General features: G+C 36.1%; 20 protein-coding genes and 1 tRNA gene. 10 read left to right on the top strand and 11 right to left on the bottom strand.

Annotated features, from left to right (window positions below):
- Positions 1-54: 54 nt before the first annotated feature.
- The 4 genes from ABEB23_RS13530 to ABEB23_RS13515 all read right to left on the bottom strand — a co-directional run bounded on the left by ABEB23_RS13530 (position 55) and on the right by ABEB23_RS13515 (position 4,283).
- Positions 55-774, bottom strand: coding sequence for a LytR/AlgR family response regulator transcription factor (locus tag ABEB23_RS13530; RefSeq protein WP_348813141.1), 720 nt, complete (start codon positions 772-774; stop codon positions 55-57).
- The gene (locus tag ABEB23_RS13525) at positions 737-1,507 is read right to left on the bottom strand and encodes a sensor histidine kinase (RefSeq protein WP_348813140.1); all 771 of its coding nucleotides are present in this window, start codon (positions 1,505-1,507) and stop codon (positions 737-739) included. Before ABEB23_RS13525 ends, ABEB23_RS13530 begins: the two co-directional genes overlap by 38 nt.
- 174 nt (positions 1,508-1,681) lie before the next feature.
- Positions 1,682-2,011, bottom strand: a complete 330-nt coding sequence (locus ABEB23_RS13520) for a DMT family transporter (protein WP_348813139.1) — start codon at positions 2,009-2,011, stop codon at positions 1,682-1,684.
- A 1-nt stretch (position 2,012) separates the two neighbouring features.
- The gene (locus ABEB23_RS13515; RefSeq protein WP_348813138.1) at positions 2,013-4,283 is read right to left on the bottom strand and encodes a cation:proton antiporter domain-containing protein; all 2,271 of its coding nucleotides are present in this window, start codon (positions 4,281-4,283) and stop codon (positions 2,013-2,015) included.
- A 198-nt stretch (positions 4,284-4,481) separates the two neighbouring features.
- Here ABEB23_RS13515 and ABEB23_RS13510 point away from each other — a divergent pair, with 198 nt between their 5' ends.
- The 3 genes from ABEB23_RS13510 to rpoN all read left to right on the top strand — a co-directional run bounded on the left by ABEB23_RS13510 (position 4,482) and on the right by rpoN (position 10,222).
- Positions 4,482-6,905 carry an efflux RND transporter permease subunit gene (locus ABEB23_RS13510; protein ID WP_348813137.1) on the top strand — a complete coding sequence of 808 codons (2,424 nt, stop codon included), beginning with the start codon at positions 4,482-4,484 and terminating at the stop codon, positions 6,903-6,905.
- 337 nt (positions 6,906-7,242) lie between these two features.
- Complete coding sequence (gene asnS, locus ABEB23_RS13505) at positions 7,243-8,676, top strand: asparagine--tRNA ligase (protein ID WP_348813136.1); 1,434 nt, start codon at positions 7,243-7,245, stop codon at positions 8,674-8,676.
- 79 nt (positions 8,677-8,755) lie between these two features.
- The gene (gene rpoN / locus ABEB23_RS13500) at positions 8,756-10,222 is read left to right on the top strand and encodes an RNA polymerase factor sigma-54 (RefSeq protein ID WP_348813135.1); all 1,467 of its coding nucleotides are present in this window, start codon (positions 8,756-8,758) and stop codon (positions 10,220-10,222) included.
- A 59-nt stretch (positions 10,223-10,281) separates the two neighbouring features.
- Here the strand turns inward: rpoN and ABEB23_RS13495 are convergent, their stop codons facing one another.
- Positions 10,282-10,890, bottom strand: a complete 609-nt coding sequence (locus ABEB23_RS13495) for a thymidine kinase (RefSeq protein WP_348813134.1) — start codon at positions 10,888-10,890, stop codon at positions 10,282-10,284.
- Between the two features lie 196 nt (positions 10,891-11,086).
- Here ABEB23_RS13495 and ABEB23_RS13490 point away from each other — a divergent pair, with 196 nt between their 5' ends.
- The 6 genes from ABEB23_RS13490 to ABEB23_RS13465 all read left to right on the top strand — a co-directional run bounded on the left by ABEB23_RS13490 (position 11,087) and on the right by ABEB23_RS13465 (position 16,712).
- The gene (locus tag ABEB23_RS13490; RefSeq protein ID WP_348813133.1) at positions 11,087-11,995 is read left to right on the top strand and encodes a DUF8457 domain-containing protein; all 909 of its coding nucleotides are present in this window, start codon (positions 11,087-11,089) and stop codon (positions 11,993-11,995) included.
- Positions 11,996-12,048: 53 nt separating this feature from the next.
- On the top strand, positions 12,049-12,771 hold the full coding sequence (gene rsmI, locus ABEB23_RS13485; RefSeq protein WP_348813132.1) for a 16S rRNA (cytidine(1402)-2'-O)-methyltransferase: 723 nt from the start codon (positions 12,049-12,051) through the stop codon (positions 12,769-12,771).
- 3 nt (positions 12,772-12,774) lie between these two features.
- A complete protein-coding gene (locus ABEB23_RS13480; RefSeq protein WP_348813131.1) occupies positions 12,775-13,122 on the top strand; it encodes a HopJ type III effector protein in 348 nt (115 codons plus the stop codon).
- A gap of 98 nt (positions 13,123-13,220) precedes the next feature.
- Positions 13,221-14,918 (top strand): single-stranded-DNA-specific exonuclease RecJ, encoded by a 1,698-nt coding sequence (recJ, locus tag ABEB23_RS13475; RefSeq protein WP_348813130.1) that lies wholly within the window; start codon positions 13,221-13,223, stop codon positions 14,916-14,918.
- Between the two features lie 15 nt (positions 14,919-14,933).
- Positions 14,934-16,202 carry an MFS transporter gene (locus ABEB23_RS13470; RefSeq protein WP_348813129.1) on the top strand — a complete coding sequence of 423 codons (1,269 nt, stop codon included), beginning with the start codon at positions 14,934-14,936 and terminating at the stop codon, positions 16,200-16,202.
- Positions 16,203-16,355: 153 nt separating this feature from the next.
- Positions 16,356-16,712 (top strand): hypothetical protein, encoded by a 357-nt coding sequence (locus ABEB23_RS13465; RefSeq protein WP_348813128.1) that lies wholly within the window; start codon positions 16,356-16,358, stop codon positions 16,710-16,712.
- Here ABEB23_RS13465 and ABEB23_RS13460 read toward each other — a convergent pair.
- The 4 genes from ABEB23_RS13460 to ABEB23_RS13445 are packed head-to-tail and all read right to left on the bottom strand — an operon-like array spanning position 16,709 to position 18,918.
- Complete coding sequence (locus tag ABEB23_RS13460) at positions 16,709-17,467, bottom strand: UDP-2,3-diacylglucosamine diphosphatase (RefSeq protein WP_348813127.1); 759 nt, start codon at positions 17,465-17,467, stop codon at positions 16,709-16,711. The genes ABEB23_RS13465 and ABEB23_RS13460 overlap by 4 nt on opposite strands.
- Positions 17,468-17,471: 4 nt before the next feature.
- Positions 17,472-17,936, bottom strand: coding sequence for a 6-pyruvoyl trahydropterin synthase family protein (locus ABEB23_RS13455; RefSeq protein WP_348813126.1), 465 nt, complete (start codon positions 17,934-17,936; stop codon positions 17,472-17,474).
- Positions 17,937-17,971: 35 nt separating this feature from the next.
- A complete protein-coding gene (locus ABEB23_RS13450; protein WP_348813125.1) occupies positions 17,972-18,145 on the bottom strand; it encodes a hypothetical protein in 174 nt (57 codons plus the stop codon).
- 5 nt (positions 18,146-18,150) lie between these two features.
- Complete coding sequence (locus ABEB23_RS13445; RefSeq protein WP_348813124.1) at positions 18,151-18,918, bottom strand: enoyl-CoA hydratase/isomerase family protein; 768 nt, start codon at positions 18,916-18,918, stop codon at positions 18,151-18,153.
- Between the two features lie 125 nt (positions 18,919-19,043).
- Between ABEB23_RS13445 and ABEB23_RS13440 the strand changes: the two genes are divergently transcribed.
- Positions 19,044-19,117, top strand: a tRNA-Ala gene (locus ABEB23_RS13440).
- A 127-nt stretch (positions 19,118-19,244) separates the two neighbouring features.
- Here ABEB23_RS13440 and mtgA read toward each other — a convergent pair.
- Together mtgA and ABEB23_RS13430 are read right to left on the bottom strand one after the other, a co-directional pair.
- Positions 19,245-20,000 (bottom strand): monofunctional biosynthetic peptidoglycan transglycosylase, encoded by a 756-nt coding sequence (gene mtgA / locus ABEB23_RS13435; protein ID WP_348813123.1) that lies wholly within the window; start codon positions 19,998-20,000, stop codon positions 19,245-19,247.
- Entirely contained in the window at positions 20,000-21,115 is a 1,116-nt protein-coding gene (locus ABEB23_RS13430; protein ID WP_348813122.1) for an NAD(P)/FAD-dependent oxidoreductase, read from the bottom strand. The genes mtgA and ABEB23_RS13430 overlap by 1 nt, the downstream gene beginning before the upstream one ends.
- Positions 21,116-21,281: the final 166 nt, after the last annotated feature.

Genomic DNA, 21,281 nt, shown 5'->3' with positions numbered 1-21,281 from the left:
AACAAACAGTTAATTTCCGTCGGATGTAACAAGATTGGAAAACTTTGTAATAAATCAAATTTTGACCTTTAGTAAAAAATCCGAACGATAGGTTTCGCTCAAAAGTAATGTGGTGAATTTTCCATTCTTTTCCTGATGATTGATTGTAATTTCATTATGGTTAAAAAATTTCACTGCAGCTATTGCAATGATTTCCTTCTTAGTCACTCTACAAAAATCAGCCGCAGGAAGCTGGCTTAAAAGCGTATCAAAATTAATATTTTTTAAAATCATAGCACTTCCATCAACAAGAAAGACTTCTTTGTCCCTACTGTCGGTTGGGGCTGTTTTGATGTACTGAATCTGATCAAAATACAATAATGCCTTTCCTTTATCAGTATTCAAGTGAATAAATTTTTTGGTAATCGCCGACTTATTGAATCGTTCCAAGGCTTTGGTAACTGCTTTTTGCAACCGCTCTCTTGTAACCGGTTTGGTAATATAATCGACAGCATCAATATCAAATGCTTCGGCTGCATAATCTTTGTATGCCGTAGTAAAAATAACCATTTTGTTTTGAAGTAAATTGGCCAAACTCAAACCATCAATTCCTGGCATTTCAATATCCGAAATACACAAATCAAAATCAAGATTCGTAATTTCCTCCAGTAATTTTTGTGGGCTATTAAATACTTTAACGATTTCCAAATCCGGAATTTGTTCACAAAGCATCTTCAGATAAGTCAATCCCGGCAATTCATCGTCCAGCAGTAAGCATTTGAGTTTTGTATTCAAGAAGATTGATTTTTAAGTGTGCAATATAAATGTCATTTTCGACAAATTTATCCAGTTTGAACTGATTTTTATATATAATTTTCAAACGTTGTTCCAATGTATTTGCACCAATCCCGCTGCGCTCTTTTTTTAATGCCTTTTTATCGGATATTTTGTTCGAAACCGTCAAAAAGAAGCAATTGTCTTTGAATTCGAACAAAACAGAGATAAAAGCATCTGCACTTTGCAGATCGGCATGCTTAAAAGCGTTTTCGATTAAGTCTATTGAAATCAAAGGTGCTAAGAGCCGTTGTTCATAGAGCATTTCACCTTCGTTGATTTTAGTTTTTACTTTTAATTCAAAAAGCGGACTGACTTTTATCTTATTGATTTCGATTAAATTCAGCGCAAACTCAATTTCTTCTTTTGGAGTAACAAACTTTTTTTGGCTTTCATATAAAATATAATCCAACACATTTGCCAATTTGTCTAACGCAAAATAAGTTTGGTAAGCATGTGACTGAATTGAATTTAGTATATTTTTAAAAAGGTGCGGATTGAGTTTGGACTCCAAAGTCTCCAACTGCAGATCATTTACTTTCATCTCAAGTAAATAAAATTTTTCCTCAACATTTTTTTTAGCTTTCCCCGATTGAATTAACAGATAAACAAGATAGCAAAGCACGATTACCAGCAACAGAATAATCGTTAGAAACACATAAATCACAACATTGTTATCTTGAATTTTATTCATATTTTGATTTAATCGTATTAGTCAATATTTTATGTCACATCGAGCATAGTCGAGATGCAATAATCGTTCTCTGCCGAAGCGTCGGGAACACTCAAAATGACAATAGAACTAAATTATAAACAGTAAGGGTTTGATCCAAAAATACTTCAAAAAAGTAAATTCATTTTTTTGTATTTAATGACTCGACACGAATTTCAATCCTATAATAGATGTTATCAAAGTCGTAATAAAGAAAATCCTCCAGAAATCAGCGGGTTCTTTAAAAACAAAAATACCAACTAAAACAGTACCTACTGCGCCAATTCCTGTCCAAACAGCATAAGCCGTACCGATAGGCAATGTTTGCGTCGCTTTATAAAGCAACAACATACTAATAGCCAAACAAATTAAAAATCCGACCAACCAAAAAGTTGCAGTTGAACCGGAACTTTCTTTGGCTTTCCCTAAACAAGTGGCAAAACCGACTTCGAAAAGACCACCGATAATCAATAAAATCCAATTCATATTATTGTTTTAAAATCAGCACCGAAGGAACTCTACTCAACCAAATACTTCTTGAATCTACTAAGGATTTCCAACTTTCGAGACTAATAATCATTAAATCCTGGTTCAACAAAAACTCCTTTTTAACAATCCTATCCTTCATTATGGTAATGTTTTTAGGATACTTCTGTTCTAATGAAGTAATGGCGCTTTTGATAACAAAATTAGTATTAATATGACCATTGGCATCCAAAACCATTACTTTGGAATTGTTGTTAAAAATTAATTTCTGAACATAATCAATTAAAAAGGCATCTTCCGAACTAAAAATAGGCATGAAAACCTCATTAACCGCTTGCAATTCTTTATCAATCAAAATCCCCAGAGGCATTTTGGTTTTAGAAATAATCTGTCTGGTTCTTTCGTCAAAAGGCGAATTCTCAAACAAACCTTCCTTGCCGGTAAATTTATCAATTAAACGATCGGGATTAATAATTCTTGTGGTAAATCCGATTACCTTCCCTAAAATTGTCCCCTCAAAGATTGATTTACCCAAACCTACCAACAGTAAATCATAATCTCCGTCATTGGCAATTTCGGCAATCTCCGTTTCTATATCAATTGTTGCTTTAAAAATAGTAGTAATTTCCTGTTTCAAATGATGGGATTCTTCCATAATTGGAATAAAACAGCTTTTCTCTTTGTCTTCCATATTAAAAGGATGCATTTCATCACTCAACGACAAATGCATCACCGTTACACTGGCAGCATCTTTTTTCTTTTTTACTAAACTGTTTGCCAGACGCAATAGTGACTTTCCTTTTTCATTATTTCCAAACGAGATCAGAATTCTATATTTATTGTGATTTGGAACAATTTCCGAATCAATTACATCCTTAGTTTTAAAAACATAATTGATCAAATCCAAAGCAGGCCCCGTCATAAAAGTAGTGACCAACGCCATAATAACCATCATGGTAAAAACTTCCGGAGTTAAAACTTTAAGCTCTAAACCAATATTTAAAACGATCAATTCCATCAGCCCTCTCGTATTCATCAAAGCACCTATGGTCAAACTGTCGCGCCAATTCTGTCCAACAAATTTTGCGGCCAAAGCGCTTCCCAAAAACTTCCCAACAACGGCAACCAAAATAATAAAACCAGTTACTCGCCATAAATAAGGGTCGTTAATCAATCCGATTTCTGTTTTCAAACCGGTGAAAACAAAAAACAAAGGCAGTAAAAGAATAAGCGAAACATCTTCTACTTTTTCTATAAATATTGTTCTGAATTTAGGAACATCCGGCATGATAGCGCCAGTCATAAAAGCCCCGAAAAGAGCGTGAATACCAATTACTTCAGTAGCATAAGAGGAAAGAATAAGCGTAAGAAAAAAGATTGCTACAACGGGTTTGACAAGAGTATCTTTAGAACCGTATAAATCTCCAATTCTTTTCAGAAACGGTTTTACCATAAAGAGCATGACAACGACATAAACCAAAGCCAACCCAATTATATACAAGGAACTAACAAAAGTTCCCGCCTTTACGATAGCAATCACTACAGCCAATAAACACCAGGCCGTAATATCATCTGCAGCGGCACAGGTAATTACAATTGCACCTAATCTGGTTTTATGAATTCCTCTTTCCTGAACAATCCTTGCCAAAACAGGGAAAGCGGTAATGCTCATGGCAATTCCCATAAACAAACTGAAAGAGAGAAATTTCACCCCTTCGGGGGCAAATTGATTATAAACAAAATAGGCTAGACCAATACCGAGAGCAAATGGAATAACAATACTGGCATGACTGATAACAACAGCTTCGTTTGCTTTGTTTTTCAACACTTTCAGATCAAGTTCCATCCCAATGACAAACATGAAAAGAATTAACCCAATCTGACTTAAAAATTTTAAATTCCCTAAGGACTCTACAGGAAACAAAACAGAAGAAAATTCGGGAAAATACATTCCCAACAAAGACGGACCAAGAACTATACCTGCAATAATTTCACCTATTACAGAAGGTTGTCCTATTTTTTTAAAAACCCAGCCAAAAAAACGGGCGACCAATATTATTGTGACAATTTGTGCTAAAAGAATTGCTAAAGGATCCTGGAAATTGTGTTGCATGGATGCTAAAAAATCATTCCAAGAACCCTTTTCGATTGCGGGTTTTGCAATGGTTTTACCTGTCTCCAAGTATTTCCCTTTTTTAATAATCCAATAAATTAAAGCAGTGAAACCGCCTGTTACACCAATATAAAATGCCGTGTTTTTATAATTCTTCATACCTGATTCATGTCCTCTTTATCCTCTTAAAATACTACAAAGATGAGAAAACCAAATATAGCAATTATAATAGGATTAAAAATAGTAACTCAAATTTAATCTTAACTAAATTTTAAGTCAAAAAGAAGGAAATCTAAACCTTAAAAAGCAAAAAAATCATTACGCTTTACATACCTTTGCCCCGTTTAAAAACTCATTATGATCAAGTGGTTTAGTATCGGATTCTGGGAATTAATTGCCCGTATAATCCTGAGAAATAGAATAGTTATTTTATGTGGAATTGTATTAGTAACAATTTTGTTTGCTTTACAGTGGAAAAATGTAAAGTTTTCCCAAACTGAAGCCAATCTTATCCCGGCAGATGATAAGGTAAATGTCGACTACAATCATTTTCTTAAAAACTTCGGCGAAGAAGGAAATTTGATTGTAATAGCAACCAAAGACCCAAAGTTATTTACTCCAAAAGTATTCAAGGCTTGGAGTACACTTATGGAAAAAATCAAAAGCGACAAAGAAGTAAGTCTGGTAATTTCTGTAGACAATCTTCAACAATTAGTCAAAAATGATTCTCTTCAGACTTTTGAATTAAAACCTTTTGTAAATGCTGAAAAAGCAAATGACCCAGCTTACTTAACCCAACTAAAATCGGATTTTTTCAAAAATCTTCCGTTTTATGAAGGCTTACTTTTTAATAAAAAAACAGGAGCGGTTCGTTCGGCCATTTATTTGGATAAAAAGATTGTTAATAGCAAAGCTCGAAAAGATTATATTCTTCATAAATTTATTCCTGAAATAGATAAATTTTATGCGGAGACAGGCATTAAACCTCACGTCTCAGGCATGCCTTACATCCGAACACTTAATGCAAAAACTATTACAGATGAAATTGGTCTGTTTATAGGAGCCGCTTTATTGATCACCTCACTTATTTTCTTTTACTTCTTCCGATCGTTCAGAGCAACGCTAACTTCATTGATTATTGTGATTATTGGAGTAATGTGGTCTTTCGGAATTATGGGTGCAATGGGTTATGAAATAACAGTGCTTACTGCATTAGTACCTACATTGGTAATTGTAATAGGCATTCCGAACTGCATTTTCTTCATCAACAAATACCATCAGGAATACTACAAACATGCCAACAAAGCCAAAGCGTTGCAGCGAGTGATTACCAAAACGGGAACTGCTACTCTGATGACCAACCTTACCACGGCTGTGGGTTTTGCAACATTTATTATAACTAATAATGTACTGCTTAAAGAATTCGGAGTGGTTACAACCATCAATATTCTTACTATTTATCTACTGAGTTTATTGATTATCCCAATACTTTTCAGTTATTTCCCTCCTCCCATACCAAGACACCTTAACCATTTGGAACGCGAGTCGCTAACTCATTTTTTCAAATGGATTATCAATACTGTAAAATACAAACGTTTTGCTGTATACGTAACCTCGGTAGTTTTCTTGGTTTTTGGAATTATAGGCATCTATGAAATTAAAATTTCAGGAAGTCTGATAGAAGACATGCCAAAAAAAACCGATTTTTTTGATGACATCCGTTTCTTTGAAAAAGAATTCGATGGGGTAATGCCACTCGAAATAATGATCAACACCAAAAAGAAAAATGGTGCAATGAAACTTACCAATCTGAGAAGAATGGAAGAATTAGAGGAAACAATCATTGATATTCCGGAACTTTCTAAACCGCTGTCAATTGTTAATATAGCCAAAAGTTTCAAACAAGCCTACTACAACGGAAATCCTGAATTTTACGAATTACCTTCTTCACAGGAAGAAACATTCTTAATTCCATACATTAAAAATTCGCTCAAAAAATCAGAAGACAATCAGCTGAGAAGTTACATCACCGATGATGGAAGCATCGCCCGAATGACGGCATTTATCAAAGATGAAAACGGCGAAAAAATGCAGGATATCGAAACACAAATTCGAAGAAAAGTCAATAAAATTTTCCCTGCACCAAGATATGAAGTAATCATTACCGGTAAGGCATCGGTCTTCCAAAAAGGAACAAAATACCTGCTTGACAACTTACTGTCTTCCTTGCTTTTTGCTTTTGCATTAACTGGTGGTCTGGTAGCAATCATGTTCCGATCCTTCAAAATGGTATTGGTATCTATCATTCCTAATTTATTACCATTATTGATGACCGCAGGTCTGATGGGCTTTTTGGGAATTCCTTTAAAACCTTCTACATTATTGGTTTTTGGTATCGCATTCGGAATGTCTGTCGATGACACCCTGCGCTTCCTTGCTCAATACCGATTAGAGCTGGCAAGAAACAACTGGAAAATAAAAAAATCCGTTTTTGCAACATTTGAAGATTCGGGCATCAGTATGTTCTACACCTCTATTGTTTTATTCTTTGGCTTCTCCGTATTTATGCTTTCGAGTTTTGGAGGAACTGTTGCACTTGGAGGTTTAGTTTCTATTACATTATGTTTTGGTATGTTATCCAATCTTGTTTTACTGCCTTCGTTAGTACTGACATTAAACAAAACATTGGCTAATCAACAGGAATTCATCGAACCTACGATAGACATATTGGAACATTCGGACGAAGAACTTGATGCCTTGTTAGAACGAAAAAACAAATAAAATACACTGCTATCAAGAATAGGGAATCATTGTAAACATCAAATTTTTAATCATTTCGGTTTTTATCCTGCAAGGTTTTTATTAAACCTTGCAGTAAAAGACTTTATAAAGCACAGTAAAAAGTGCCCATTCAACAACCGAAACACAAAATATCCCGATTCGCCTAGCCCTGATAGTAGCGGCATCCTTTTACTTTTTTCTTTAAAAAGTAAAAGATATAGCGGATAGCGGGAAATAGCTCCTGATTAGACCATTTCTCACAATGACTTTTCCAAACAAATCATTTATATTTGCAGTTCGATAAAAAAACTATTTTTCAATATCAATTATATTTAAAATGAAACACACAAAAGTTAAAGACTTACTAAACAGCACAACGACGCTTCATGAAGTAAATGCAAAAGGATGGGTGAGAACTTTTAGAAACAATCAATTTATTGCTTTGAACGATGGGTCAACCATTAATAACATACAGTGTGTAGTCGATTTTGAAAATACTCCAGAGGAGACTTTGAAAAGAATTACTACTGGAGCTGCGGTTTCAGTAACAGGAAGTTTGGTAGAAAGTAAAGGTGCCGGACAGAAATATGAAATCCAGGTTTCTAAATTAGAAATTCTGGGCGACTCTGATGCTGAGAAATTCCCAATGCAGCCTAAGAAACATTCCTTGGAATTCTTGCGTGAAAACGCTCATTTAAGAGTGCGTACCAATGCTTTTGGCGCTATTATGCGTGTTCGTTCGGTATTGTCATTTGCAGTACACCAATATTTTCAAGAAAAAGGATTTGTGTATGTAAATACGCCAATCATCACCGGTTCTGATGCAGAAGGCGCGGGAGAAATGTTTAAAGTAACCGCTTTGCCTTTTGACAACACACCAAGAACCGAAGACGGAAAAGTTGATTATAAAAAAGATTTTTTCGGAAAAGAAACCAACTTAACCGTTTCGGGACAATTAGAGGGGGAAACTTTCGCTATGGCTTTGGGCCAGATTTATACCTTTGGACCAACTTTTAGAGCAGAGAACTCCAATACTTCCCGTCACTTGGCTGAATTCTGGATGATTGAGCCGGAAGTGGCTTTCAATGATTTGGATGACAATATGGATTTGGCTGAAGATTTCATTCAATATGTAATCAAATATGTTTTGGATAAATGTCCGGAAGATTTGAAATTCCTGGAAGGACGACTATTGGAAGAAGAAAAATCAAAACCACAGGCTGAACGTAGCGAAATGGCTTTGTTAGAAAAATTAAATTTTGTTTTGGAAAACAATTTCAAACGTGTTTCTTATACTGAAGCAATCGAAATTTTGAGAAACTGTACACCGAACAAAAAGAAAAAATTCAGTTATATCATTGACGAGTGGGGAGCTGATTTACAATCAGAACACGAACGTTATTTAGTGGAAAAACACTTTAAATGTCCGGTAATTTTGTTCGATTACCCGGCAAACATTAAAGCGTTTTACATGCGTTTGAACGAAGACGGAAAAACAGTTCGTGCCATGGATATCCTTTTCCCTGGAATTGGAGAAATCGTAGGAGGTTCTGAAAGAGAAGAGCGTTACGACGTTTTGATCAAAAAAATGAAAGCCTTGGAAATCGACGAAGAAGAATTATCATGGTATTTAGACACCCGAAGATTTGGTTCTGCAACGCATGCAGGTTTCGGTTTAGGATTTGAACGTTTGGTATTGTTTGTAACAGGAATGACAAACATTAGAGACGTAATTCCTTTCCCAAGAACTCCTGGAAATGCTGAATTTTAATAAAAGTTAATTTGTGGATTTGGTTATTTGTGAATTCGATTACAAATAACCAAATGAACGAATAACCAAATAAACTAACATGCTAAAGCAATTTTTAAATTTAAAATTATCACAGAAATTATCTCCACAACAAATCCAGTTGATGAAGTTAATTCAATTGCCTACGCAAGCTTTCGAACAACGTTTATTGGAAGAAATGAACGAAAACCCCGCTCTTGAAGCAGGAAAAGAAGAAGATGAGTACGAAAAAGATGAATTCGAAGGCGAAGATTACGATGACTATGATGAAGCGGAATCAGAGAGAATTGATGCCGAAGACATTAACATAGACGAATACTTAAGCAACGACGACACCCCAGATTATAAAACACAGGCTAATAATTACAGTGATGATGATGAGGAACGCGAAACTCCTTTTGCTGCCCCTATCAGTTTTCATCAGGACCTGATTAATCAGCTGAACACTTTCATCTTGAGTGAGGACGACCGTGAAATTGCCGAATTTTTGGTGGGAAGTATCGACGACATGGGCTACATTCGCAGAAGCATCCCTGATATGGTGGATGATATGGCCTTTACCCAAGGGATCTATACCGATGAAAAAACGGTAGAGAGAATGTTGCAGGTTATTCACGAACTGGAACCATCAGGTGTAGGTGCGCGAGACTTACAGGAATGTTTGTTGTTACAATTAAAACACAAAACTCCAACGGAATATGTGGCACTGGCAACTGATATTATAGAAAACCAGTTCGATGCCTTTACCAAAAAACATTACGACAAACTATTACAAAAATATAGTGTTTCGAATGAGCAACTAAAAAAAGCCATCAACGAAATAGAAAAACTAAATCCAAAGCCAGGAGGCTCTTTTACCGGAAACAATAAGGTAACCGAAAATGTGGTTCCCGATTTCGCAATCAGAATTGTGGACGGGGAACTGGAATTAACCCTAAACGGAAGAAATGCTCCTTCCCTGCATGTCTCTAAAGATTATCAGGAAATGATGCAGACCTATAAAGAATCGAAAGATAAATCGGCGCAACAAAAAGATGCGGTACAGTTTATCAAACAAAAACTGGATTCGGCCAAATGGTTTATTGATGCCATCCGTCAGCGTCAGGAAACACTTTATGTGACTATGAATGCGATCATGCATTATCAAAAAGAATACTTTTTGGATGGTGACGAAACTAAGTTGAAACCAATGATTTTGAAAGACATTGCCGATATGGTAGGTCTCGACATTTCGACTATTTCCCGTGTGGCCAACAGTAAATATGTGGAAACACCTTATGGTACCAAATTAATAAAAGAATTCTTCTCGGAAGCGATGATCAATGATCAGGGAGAAGAAGTTTCAACATTGGAAATCAAGAAAATTCTAAAAAACACCATCGAAGAAGAAGACAAACGCAAACCGCTTCCTGATGATCAGTTAGCCGAAATCCTCAAAGAAAAAGGCTATCCAATTGCGCGAAGAACTATTGCAAAATACAGAGAACAATTGGATATTCCCGTGGCCAGAATGCGGAAGAAAATGTAAAACTGAATTAAAATACACAAAAAAAAGGGAAATTTGCTTTAAACAAATTTCCCTTTTTTTTATTTCTTTTCCTGATCTTTCTTCTCCTCATCCTTCCGCATAGCATGATAATAAGCTGCACGACTCAAAGGTTCATATTCTTCGGTTTCACCTAACATAACGAGTTTATCACTATCTGTTTTTCTAAAACTATAATTAGCCAGATTTCCCGTTCGGGTACAAACTGCATGTACTTTGGTCACATATTCTGCCGTAGCCATCAATGCTGGCATGGGTCCAAAAGGATTGCCTTTAAAATCCATATCCAGTCCTGCAACAATTACCCGAATACCCTGATTGGCCAAATCATTGCAAACCCTGACAATTTCATCATCAAAAAACTGCGCCTCATCAATCCCAATCACATCGCAACCTTGTGCCAAAATAGCAATATTGGCAGCGGCAGGAACGGGCGTAGAACGTATTTCGTTCGCATCATGAGAAACAACCATTTCATCATGATAGCGTATATCAATAGCTGGTTTAAAAATCTCCACTTTTTGCTTGGCAAATTGGGCTCGTTTGAGTCGGCGAATAAGTTCTTCGGTTTTACCCGAAAACATTGAGCCGCAAATGACTTCAATCCAACCAAATTGTTCTTTATGATTTACTGTATTTTCGAGAAACATTTTGTATTTTTCAACTTTAAAAATGAATAGTTTTTATTACTTTGTAACCGTAATAATCCAACATAAAAATTTTATACTTTTACGTTTTTCAAAAGTAGAAATTTTTTATTAAAGGTTACTTCTTCCTTTGGTTAAATAAAAACAAAGAAGCTATTTAGAATAAAAACACCCCTAATTCACTATAATTTCAAATGATATGAAAAAACGATTGGAAGCCGATTTAATCAGCATTGCCCACAGAATATTACAGCTAAAAAACAAATCTGACATCAATCAATTATATTTGGAAACACAGAAATTATATGAAAAACTTTCTGTCTTACGATTTGTTGACGAACATTTTGGCGATATAAAACCTACAATTGGTCTGTCTGAAATTGAAAAACAGATTGAGCAGGCTTTTGAAACCGTTAAAAGTACCCCGGCAACAGGAGTACTAATTAAAGAAATCATCGAAAATCCTGCAGAAGAAGAAATTCCAGTTGAAGAAATTATCGATGCTCCTTTGAACGAAGTAGAAGAAGCAGAACAAGCACCAGAAGTAGAAGAAGTAGAAGAAGTAGAAGAAACTGTTACAAACGAAGAAATTCAAACTGACGCAACTTCAGAACCGGAAGAACTTTCTTTTAAACCGGCATTCGAATTAGAAGAAGTAGCTGAAACAGAAGAACTCAAAAAACCGGATGTGGTTCAAATTTCTTTTGAGGATCTATTAGGCGGAAATTATACCGAAGCACAATTTGTAAAAGTACATCCGGTAGAAAACATTCCAACGGCAATTGCTATTGATTTTGAAGAGAAAAAAATAGAACCTGTTGAAGAAGTCATTCCAAAAGTAACTGAACCAAAAATTGTTTCCCTAAATGATAAATTAGCAAAAGGAATCAATATCGATTTGAATGACCGAATTGCTTTTACAAAACAACTTTTCGGAAACAGCACTGAAGATTACAATCGTGTTTTTAATCAATTGATCACATTTGACAGTTTTGAGGAAACCAAAGAATTTTTAGAAAACATGGTTAAACCAGATTACAATAATTGGGAAGGAAAAGAAGAGTATGTACAACGTTTTATGGACATCATTGAAAAGAAATTCCTTTAACCCAACTTTAATTTTCCCAACAACCACTTAAACAAAATAGAATTCCGATAGTTATGTCAAAATTATATATCGTTCCTACGCCTATTGGCAATCTCGAAGATATGACTTTTCGTGCCATTCGCATTCTCAAAGAAGTCGACTTGATTCTTGCCGAAGATACCCGAACGAGTGGAAAATTGTTAAAGCATTTTGAAATTGGCACGCATATGCACAGCCATCATATGCACAACGAACATAAAACAGTCGAAAACTTAATTTCCCGACTCAAAGCCGGGGAAAATATCGCCTTAATTTCGGATGCGGGAACACCTGCTATTTCAGATCCCGGATTTTTAATCACACGTGCCTGTATAGAGAACGGAATTGAAGTAGAATGTCTTCCTGGTGCAACAGCCTTCGTCCCAGCATTAGTGAATAGCGGCTTACCCAATGACAAATTTGTTTTCGAAGGATTTTTACCTGATAAAAAAGGAAGACAAACCCGTTATTTGGCTTTAGCCGAAGAAACCCGCACCATGATTTTGTACGTTTCACCCCATAAACTCGTAAAGACTTTAGCTGAATTTATAACGTATTTTGGCGAAGACCGAGCAGTTTCTGTTTCCAGGGAATTATCCAAAATGCATGAAGAAAATGTTCGCGGTACCGTTCGGGAAGTATTGACTCATTTCGAAAAAACAGCTCCAAGAGGCGAAATCGTAGTGGTTGTGGGAGGAAAAATCCCAACTAAAGAACCTAAAAAAAGTAAATTTTCAGAAGAAGAAGAATCCAAATAAAATATGAATACAATACCATCCTTTTTAGAAAAACTAAAACAAACCCCTGAAGCAATCACTTTCGCCGATACTATTGCCACAATTGAAGCAAATTATACCTTCACGCCAACGACATTCCAAAACGGATTGCAACTAAATGCAGCCGGAGAGAATTCCGGATCTTGCAAATTATTTGCTTTCGCAAAATTACAGAACCTATCACAGGCTGAAACATTAGCTTGTTTTGGTGCTTATTATTTTGATGATGTCTTAAAAAATCCTGAAGGTACCGACCACCAAAATATTCGTAATTTTATAAAAACAGGTTGGAGCGGAATCCAGTTTGAAGGCGAAGCTTTAGAATTGAAATAAAATATAATTACTGTTAATTGTCAAGTGGAGCGCTGTCAAGCTAATTATTAGGTCAAGACCGCGTCCAACCTGACAAAATCCTATAATCCCAAACCAATATGCGTTGGACTATCAAACCAAAACCTTCCGAAGAAAAAGTTAAACAATTGGCGCAAGCCCTAAATGTGGAAGATTTTGTGGCTACGCTTTTGGTACAGAGAGGTATTGAAACTTTTGACGATGCCAAACGATTTTTTCGTCCAACTTTAAATGATTTACACGATCCGTATCTGATGAAAGATATGGAGAAAGCAGTAGAGCGTATCGAAAATGCAATTGAAAACCACGAAAATATTTTGGTTTTTGGCGATTACGATGTTGACGGAACAACTGCCGTTTCTTTAGTTTCCTCCTATCTCAGAACCTACTATCCTAATGTTGCGACTTACATTCCGGATCGTTATGCCGAAGGATATGGTGTTTCTTTCAAAGGGATCGACTTCGCGGACGACAATGGCTTCAGCTTAATTATTGCCCTGGATTGTGGTATCAAATCAATCGATCATGTGGCCTACGCCAAAGAACGAAATATTGATTTTATTATTTGTGACCACCACAGACCGGGTGACTTTTTACCGGATGCGGTTGCAGTCCTCGATCCAAAAAGAAACGATTGCTCCTACCCTTATGATGAATTATGCGGTTGTGGCATTGGTTTTAAACTAATTCAGGCCTTGGGCAAAAACAGGAATCAAACAATCGATGATTTAATTCCGTATTTGGATTTGGTTGCCACCGCAATTGCTGCCGATATCGTTCCCATGACAGGTGAAAATAGAGTTTTGGCCTATTTTGGATTACAGGTTATCAATGCTGAACCGAGACCGGGAATAAAAGCTTTAATTCACCAAATAAAAAAGCAAACCTTAGATATCACCGATGTTGTTTTTATCATCGCACCGAGAATTAACGCTGCAGGCCGCATCAAACACGGAAATCATGCTGTAGAATTATTAACCGAATTTGATTTTGAACAGGCGCAACAATTCGCTTCAGAAATTGAAGCCTATAATTCGGAGCGAAAAGATTTGGACAAATTAATCACCAAAGAAGCACTTTTACAGATTGAAGAAAATCAGGAAAAAGAGCGTTTTACTTCTGTGGTTTTTCAAGAAGATTGGCATAAAGGGGTAATCGGAATTGTTGCTTCTCGATTGATAGAAACCTATTACCGTCCTACCTTGGTTTTCACCAAAAGCGGTGATAAATATGCTGCCTCGGCGCGTTCTGTAAAAGGTTTCGATGTCTATAATGCACTAGAAGCCTGTTCGGAACATTTGGAACAATTTGGCGGACACATGTATGCGGCAGGAATGACTTTAAAGGAAGAAAATTATCAAAACTTCAAAAACGCTTTCGAAAAAGTAGTACAGGAAACTATTCATCCCGACATGTTAGTTCCGGAAATTGCAATTGATGCCGAGATTGATTTTATAAATATCACCCCAAAACTTTCCCGAATTTTAAAACAGTTCGAACCTTTTGGACCGCAAAATATGACTCCTATTTTCTTGACCAAAAACGTAAAAGACACGGGCTATGGAAAACCTATGGGACAGGAAGATGAGCATTTAAAGCTTTTTCTCAAACAATCCAGAAGCCCCGGAACTGAAGGCATTGCTGCAATAGGATTTGGCTTAGGAAACAAACATGATTTGACAACGAATCAAAAGCCGTTTCAAATAGCCTACTGTATTGACGAAAATGAATGGAACGGCAAAACAAGCTTACAATTACGATTAAAAGACATACAATAATTGATTACCGACACTATGAAAAAGAACGATCCCTACGAAGCCTTACGATATAAAGAATTTAATATTTTTCTATTGCTGCGTTTTGCGATGGTTTTTGCCTGGTCCATGCAGTTTATTGTTATCGAATGGGAAGTCTATAGTTTGACTAAAAATCCGCTTTCCTTAGGAATCATAGGACTAATGGAAATAATCCCTGCAATATCAATGGCTTTATTTGCAGGACATATTGTAGATCAAAACGAAAAGAAAGGACTACTGTTAAAATGTATCTTAGGGTTTTCAGTAATCAGTCTTGGCTTATTTTTACTGACATGGCCACCGGTTGTAAGCGACTTTTCAACGCAAACCATTTTATACTCTATTTATTTTCTGGTATTTCTGGGCGGATTAGTAAGGGCATTTCTCGGTCCGACCATATTCTCTCTTTTATCCCTAATAGTTCCTAAAAAAGCATATCCTAATGCCGCCACTTGGAGCAGTTCTGTTTGGCAAATCGGCTCGGTCTTGGGGCCTGCAATTGCGGGTTTTTCAATCAATTGGATTGGCGTTCATTGGTCTATGTGTTTGGTTTTGGGCTGCTCCCTTTTTGCTCTGATTGCCCTATCCCAAATAGCAGCCAAACCAATCTTAAACCCTAAAATAGGCGAGCCTATTATGGAAAGTTTGAAAGAAGGTGTAAAATTTGTTTTCCAGAACAAAACTATTTTAGGTGCCCTGTCATTAGACATGATTGCTGTACTTTTTGGAGGAGCTGTGGCCTTATTACCCATATTTGCACAAGACATCTTAAAAGTAGGTCCGGAAGGTTTTGGAGTATTGAGAGCCGCTCCGGCTGTTGGTGCTTTTTTGACCATGTTCATCTCAGCTTATGTCCCCCTCAATAAAAATGCAGGAATGAAACTCTTGTCAGCCATCTTTGCCTTTGGAATTTGCATCATTGTATTTGGACTTTCTACCATTTTTTGGGTATCAGCAGTTGCTTTATTTTTCAGTGGTGTTTTTGACGGCATTTCTGTAGTGATCCGTCAAACCATCTTACAACTTAAAACACCCGATCATATGCGAGGTAGGGTTGCGGCAGTCAATTCAATATTTGTGGGTTCTTCTAATGAATTAGGAGCCTTTGAAAGCGGCTTAACAGCAAAACTAATGGGAACAGTATCCGCGGTGGTTTTTGGCGGAAGCATGACGTTGATCACCGTATTAATTACAGGAATAAAATCGCCAACTTTCCGAAAACTAGATTTACAAAAAGATTTGGATGAACACCGAAATCAGGTATAGTTAGTATTTTCTTCACTTTCTTCAGTAAAAAAGTTTCAACTAAACAGTCGGTAACTGATCTTAGAATCTCTTACCGATTTTTTTTGCTCCAATTGTGTTTTTTATTTAGAATAATTATAAATAATATTTATATTTGTATCAAACAGATTCTTCATGAAAGAAATAAAACAAATTTATAATAATGATTTCGGCACTTCTTTTTACTGGAGAAAAGAAAATAGCATCGCCACAGACAAAGTTCAGTTAATTTTTAGAGAAACGGGATTTTACTTTAACATGCAGGAACTTCAACAATTCAAGAATTGCATTGAAGACAGCTATCAACAAAACAGCTGCTGTGAAGAATGCGAACTAAAAAATCAATGTCACAAGTTTTTACTGAGAACACCTTGCATTCAAATTGACTTGGCCGTTTCCATGGAAGAATTACACGCCATTAAAGACCTGATTGAAGGCACTTTGTTCAAAATAAATCTTGATGCTTATTTATTTGGAGAGGGACTGAATTAGGGGCAGTACTTTTTTATCTCAAAATTTTCTCCATCAAAAACACCATAGGTAAAATACGTTATCCAATCACCAAGATTCACATATTCTGCATCTTCACCGACAGATACTTTCATAGGCAAATGACGGTGTCCAAAAACAAGGTAATTATAATGTTTGGTTTCTAATTTTCTTTTAGAATACAAAATAAGCCATTCATTTTCTTCGCCAAGAAACTTAACATCTTCATCACCCGAAATCAGTTTATTTTTAACCGAAAGGTATTGAGCCAATCTAACGCCAATATCCGGATGTACCCATCTGAAAAGCCATTTTGAGAACGGATTCGTGAAAACTTTTTTCATGCGTTTGTATCCCATATCACCAGGACCTTTTCCGTCACCATGTCCGATTAGAAAAGTTTTACCACCAAAAGTAAACTCTTTATTGTCGTGAAAAACAGGAATATTTAATTCGTTCTGAAAATAGTCATTCATCCACAAATCATGGTTTCCAACAAAAAAATAGACTGGAATTCCGCTATCACTGATCTCAGCCAATTTACCTAAAACACGCACAAAACCTTTTGGCACTACTGTTTTGTATTCGAACCAAAAATCAAATAAATCTCCCAATAAAAAAATGGCTTCGGCATCTTCTTTGACTTGATCGAGCCAGGCTACAAATTTTAATTCTCTAGGAAAACTTAATTCGGGAGTTGGTGCACCAAAATGCTGATCGGAAGCAAAGTATATTTTTTTATTGTTTGGTAATTGCATGAAATTAAAGTATGGATTTCAAATTATCACTTGCAAACCATTCTGCAAAAGAAGATTCAGTTTCTTGTAATTTTAGAGAAAAAAGTTTAATCCCTTCAGGTAATCTTCCCATAATTCTTTTGGAAAAATCAATCACCATATTTTCACTTGTCGGCTGATAATCGACTAAAATAACGTGATGTCCACGATTTTTTAATTCGTTTGCCAATTCTATATGAGGGGTGGTTTCATTAAAAACGGTAGCATGATCAAATTGGTCTACAATTTCTTCCTTTACGATTTTTTTCAAATCTGTAAAATCAATAACCATCCCAAATTTCACATCATTACGATTCTCAATTGGAGTCCCAATTACGGTCACTGATAATTTATAACTATGTCCGTGAACATTTTTACATTTTCCGTCATACCCGTATAAGGCATGTCCAGTCTCGAAACTAAATTGCTTTGTAATTCTGATATTGCTCATCGAACTTATATTTTGGTTGCAAATTTACAAAATAATTAAAGGTTATCCTCTCTTTTTTTGGCTCTGCTATACATCCAATATGCGACCCCAACTAAAATGACAAATGGAATAAATGAACCTATAATGACACCTGTTTGATAGGCTGGATCAGTAGCATTTTGCAGCTTTTCTTCTATATTTACCTGTTGAATTAAAGATAAGATTCTCATTCTAATTATTTTTTAAATTGATTCAATGCGCTTTTGGTGAAATCGGACAATACCAATCTTCCGGAAATAGCCGCGCGTTCTGTTAATAAGGTTTCCCAATGGTCTGTTCCTTCCCAAAGTACTTTCTTCATTTCGATTAAAGCATCCGGGTTGTAACTGGCTAATTGCGAACAAAAACCAACCACAGCAGCATCAAGTTCTTCAGTTGTTTCAAAAATATTGGCAAACAATCCTTTATCTTTCGCCCAGCCGGCCGTTTTCCACTCATGTGCAGCCAAGGTCATTTCTGCTAGAGCCGTTTTTCCAATTTTTCTGGAAACAGCAGGTTCAATTACAAAGGGACCAATCCCTATGGCCAGCTCTGATAATTTAATTGAGGCTTGTTGTGTCGCCAGAACATAATCGCAGGCAGCAGCAATACCTACCCCACCACCAATTGCTTTTCCATGAATACGACCCACTATCAATTTGGGACATTTTCGCATCGCATTAATAAGATTTGCAAAACCAGAAAAGAACGCTGTTCCTTCAGCTTTACTAGAAACGGCCAAAAGTTCATCAAATGAAGCTCCAGCACAAAAAACCCCGGTACCTTGACTTTTAATCAGTAGTATCGAAACTTCTGGATTCGTACTTAACTTATCGATTTCATTGGCAAAACGATCTAACAATTCTTTTGGAAAAGAATTACTGGCCGGATGCCCGAATTCTAAAGTCGCAATTTTATTTTCGATAGAAATAAGTACTGACCCGCTTACATTTTGTGATACCATAGAACCAATTTTAATGTAAAGTTAAAACTATTAGTGCTTGTTTATTCTTTTTTTTGAATAAGTGAATTTGTTTTTTTGGAAATTTGTTTTATAACCTTTAATTATATTATATTTGCTGCCGAATCGGGGATGTAGCTCAGTTGGCTAGAGTGCTTGACTGGCAGTCAAGAGGTCGTGGGTTCGAGCCCCATCTTCTCCACTTTTTTAAAACCGTAATCACTTATATTTAAGTAATTACGGTTTTTTTATTTTCAAAATCGAAGGTTTCCGATTAAAACCATTGCATTACCACGCAAGTATTTCCTGATGCAAAACCTTTTCAAATCTTACTTATAATCGATTTTTCCAATATGCCTCATCACGCGGACAATTTTGGCTTTTCTGTTATTGATATACGAAGAAGAACCTGTCGCTTTATATTTACGAGGATTAGGCAATATCGCTGCAATTCCGGCCGCTTGCTTCATTGTCAAGCTGGAAGCATCTTTTCTATACCAGTATTGCGTAGCTGCTTGTGCTCCGTAAACACCATCTCCCATTTCGATACTATTTAAATACACTTCCATAATTCGTTCTTTCCCCCATATTATTTCAATCAAAACAGTGAAATAAGCTTCCAGTCCTTTCCTGAAATAGCTTCTGCCCTGCCAAAGAAATACATTCTTAGCTGTTTGTTGCGAAATCGTGCTTCCTCCTTTTATTTTTCTGCCTCTTTCGTTGTTTTTATATGCTTTCTGCAAGGCATTAAAATCAAAGCCATGATGCGTCAAGAAAGTTCCATCTTCACTGGCAATGACCGCTTTTTGTAAATTCATGGAGATATTCTCAATGGGTTCCCAATCATGGTCAAAATAAACTTCCTTACCATCCATTTTATTCTCAATGGCACGAATAACCATTAACGGAGTGAATGGAACCGGCACAAATTTAAAAAGCACTACAAAAAAAATAGAAAGACCAAAAAACCACAACAGGGCCTTGAATAGAAATCGTTTTACTTTACTCATAAAAGAATCATCTCCTTTTTTTGTAGGTTGTTTTGCTTTATTTTGCTTTTTTTTTGGGGTTATTTTTGTTGCCATTACATTACTATATCTGCTAATTCTTGACCTATTAAACTTCCGATCGCCACACCCATTCCTCCTAACCTTACGCCACAATACACATTATCTGATAATTGCGAAACAATCGGCTTTTTACTGTTTCCTATTCCCATAATACCGCTCCAACGATGGGCAATTTGATAATCATGATTGGGCAAAATTACTTCTTTTAGCAATTGTTCCAATTTTTTTTGCACAATTTCTGTCTGCCCAAATTCAGTGGTTGTCTCTACATCAAAATCTAGATTTCGCCCCCCTCCCAATAAGATTCTATCTCCAATATTTCTAAAATAATAATAACCTCTATCGAGATGAAAAGTCCCTTTAATGTCCAAATTGGCAATCGGTTCCGTTATCAAGACTTGTGCCCTTGCCGGCTTTACACCCCCATTGGTAAGCGCATTGGCAAAACCATTTGTGGCGAACAATAATTTTTTGGCAACAAAGCTAAACTCTCCCAGTGCCACTTCAACCCCATTTTCAGTATCTGAATAGGAAGTGACCGTTTGCTGATTTAAAATCAATATATTCTCGGCAATAGCTTCTTTTAATAAAGCCTGCATCATATTTCCAGTATCTATTTGTGCCTCAAACGGATTGAAAATCAAATACTCCTGAATCCCTTTAAAATCAAAACGATCTACTTCTTTTGCAAAAACATCAGCTTTAAAAAGAGGCTTCAAAATCTCATTTATAAATGGCAACTGATGGACACATTCGGCGTAACAACTTTCATCCGATTTTAAAAACAATTCATATCCACCATGAGGCCTGAAATCTATTGCCGTATCACCCAATCTTTTCCGCAACAATTGCAAACCTTGCCAACGTTTCTGAACAAGACTTACCACTTCTTCTTCTGAATGGGATTTTAAATCATCTATAATCTCCGAAATACTTCCAAAACAGGCAAATCCGGCATTTTTCGTACTTGCACCCTGTGGCAACATTCCTTTTTCTAAAACTAAAATTTTACTGTCAGGAAATTTTTCACGCAACCGTAATGCGGCGTGTAAACCCACAATTCCACTACCAACAATTGCGTAATCTATATTTGTAAACCAATTTTTTAATTCCCAATAACTGAGTTGCATCTGAATATTTTTTTATAAAAATAATATTTTTTGGAGCTATTTCCAGCTGTACACTATATCTTTTTCTTTTTAAAGAAAAAAGAAAAAGGATGCCGTTCCCATCTGGGCTAAACTAAAGTTAAAATCAACAAAAATGGAATTAAAATAGCTAATTTTGAGCCATTAA

Origin of the sequence: Flavobacterium maritimum, from assembly GCF_040049085.1 — a bacterium.
GTDB lineage: Bacteria > Bacteroidota > Bacteroidia > Flavobacteriales > Flavobacteriaceae > Flavobacterium > Flavobacterium maritimum.
The sequence above is the reverse complement of the archived record's forward strand: the minus strand, read 5'-3'. Positions and strand labels throughout refer to the sequence as shown.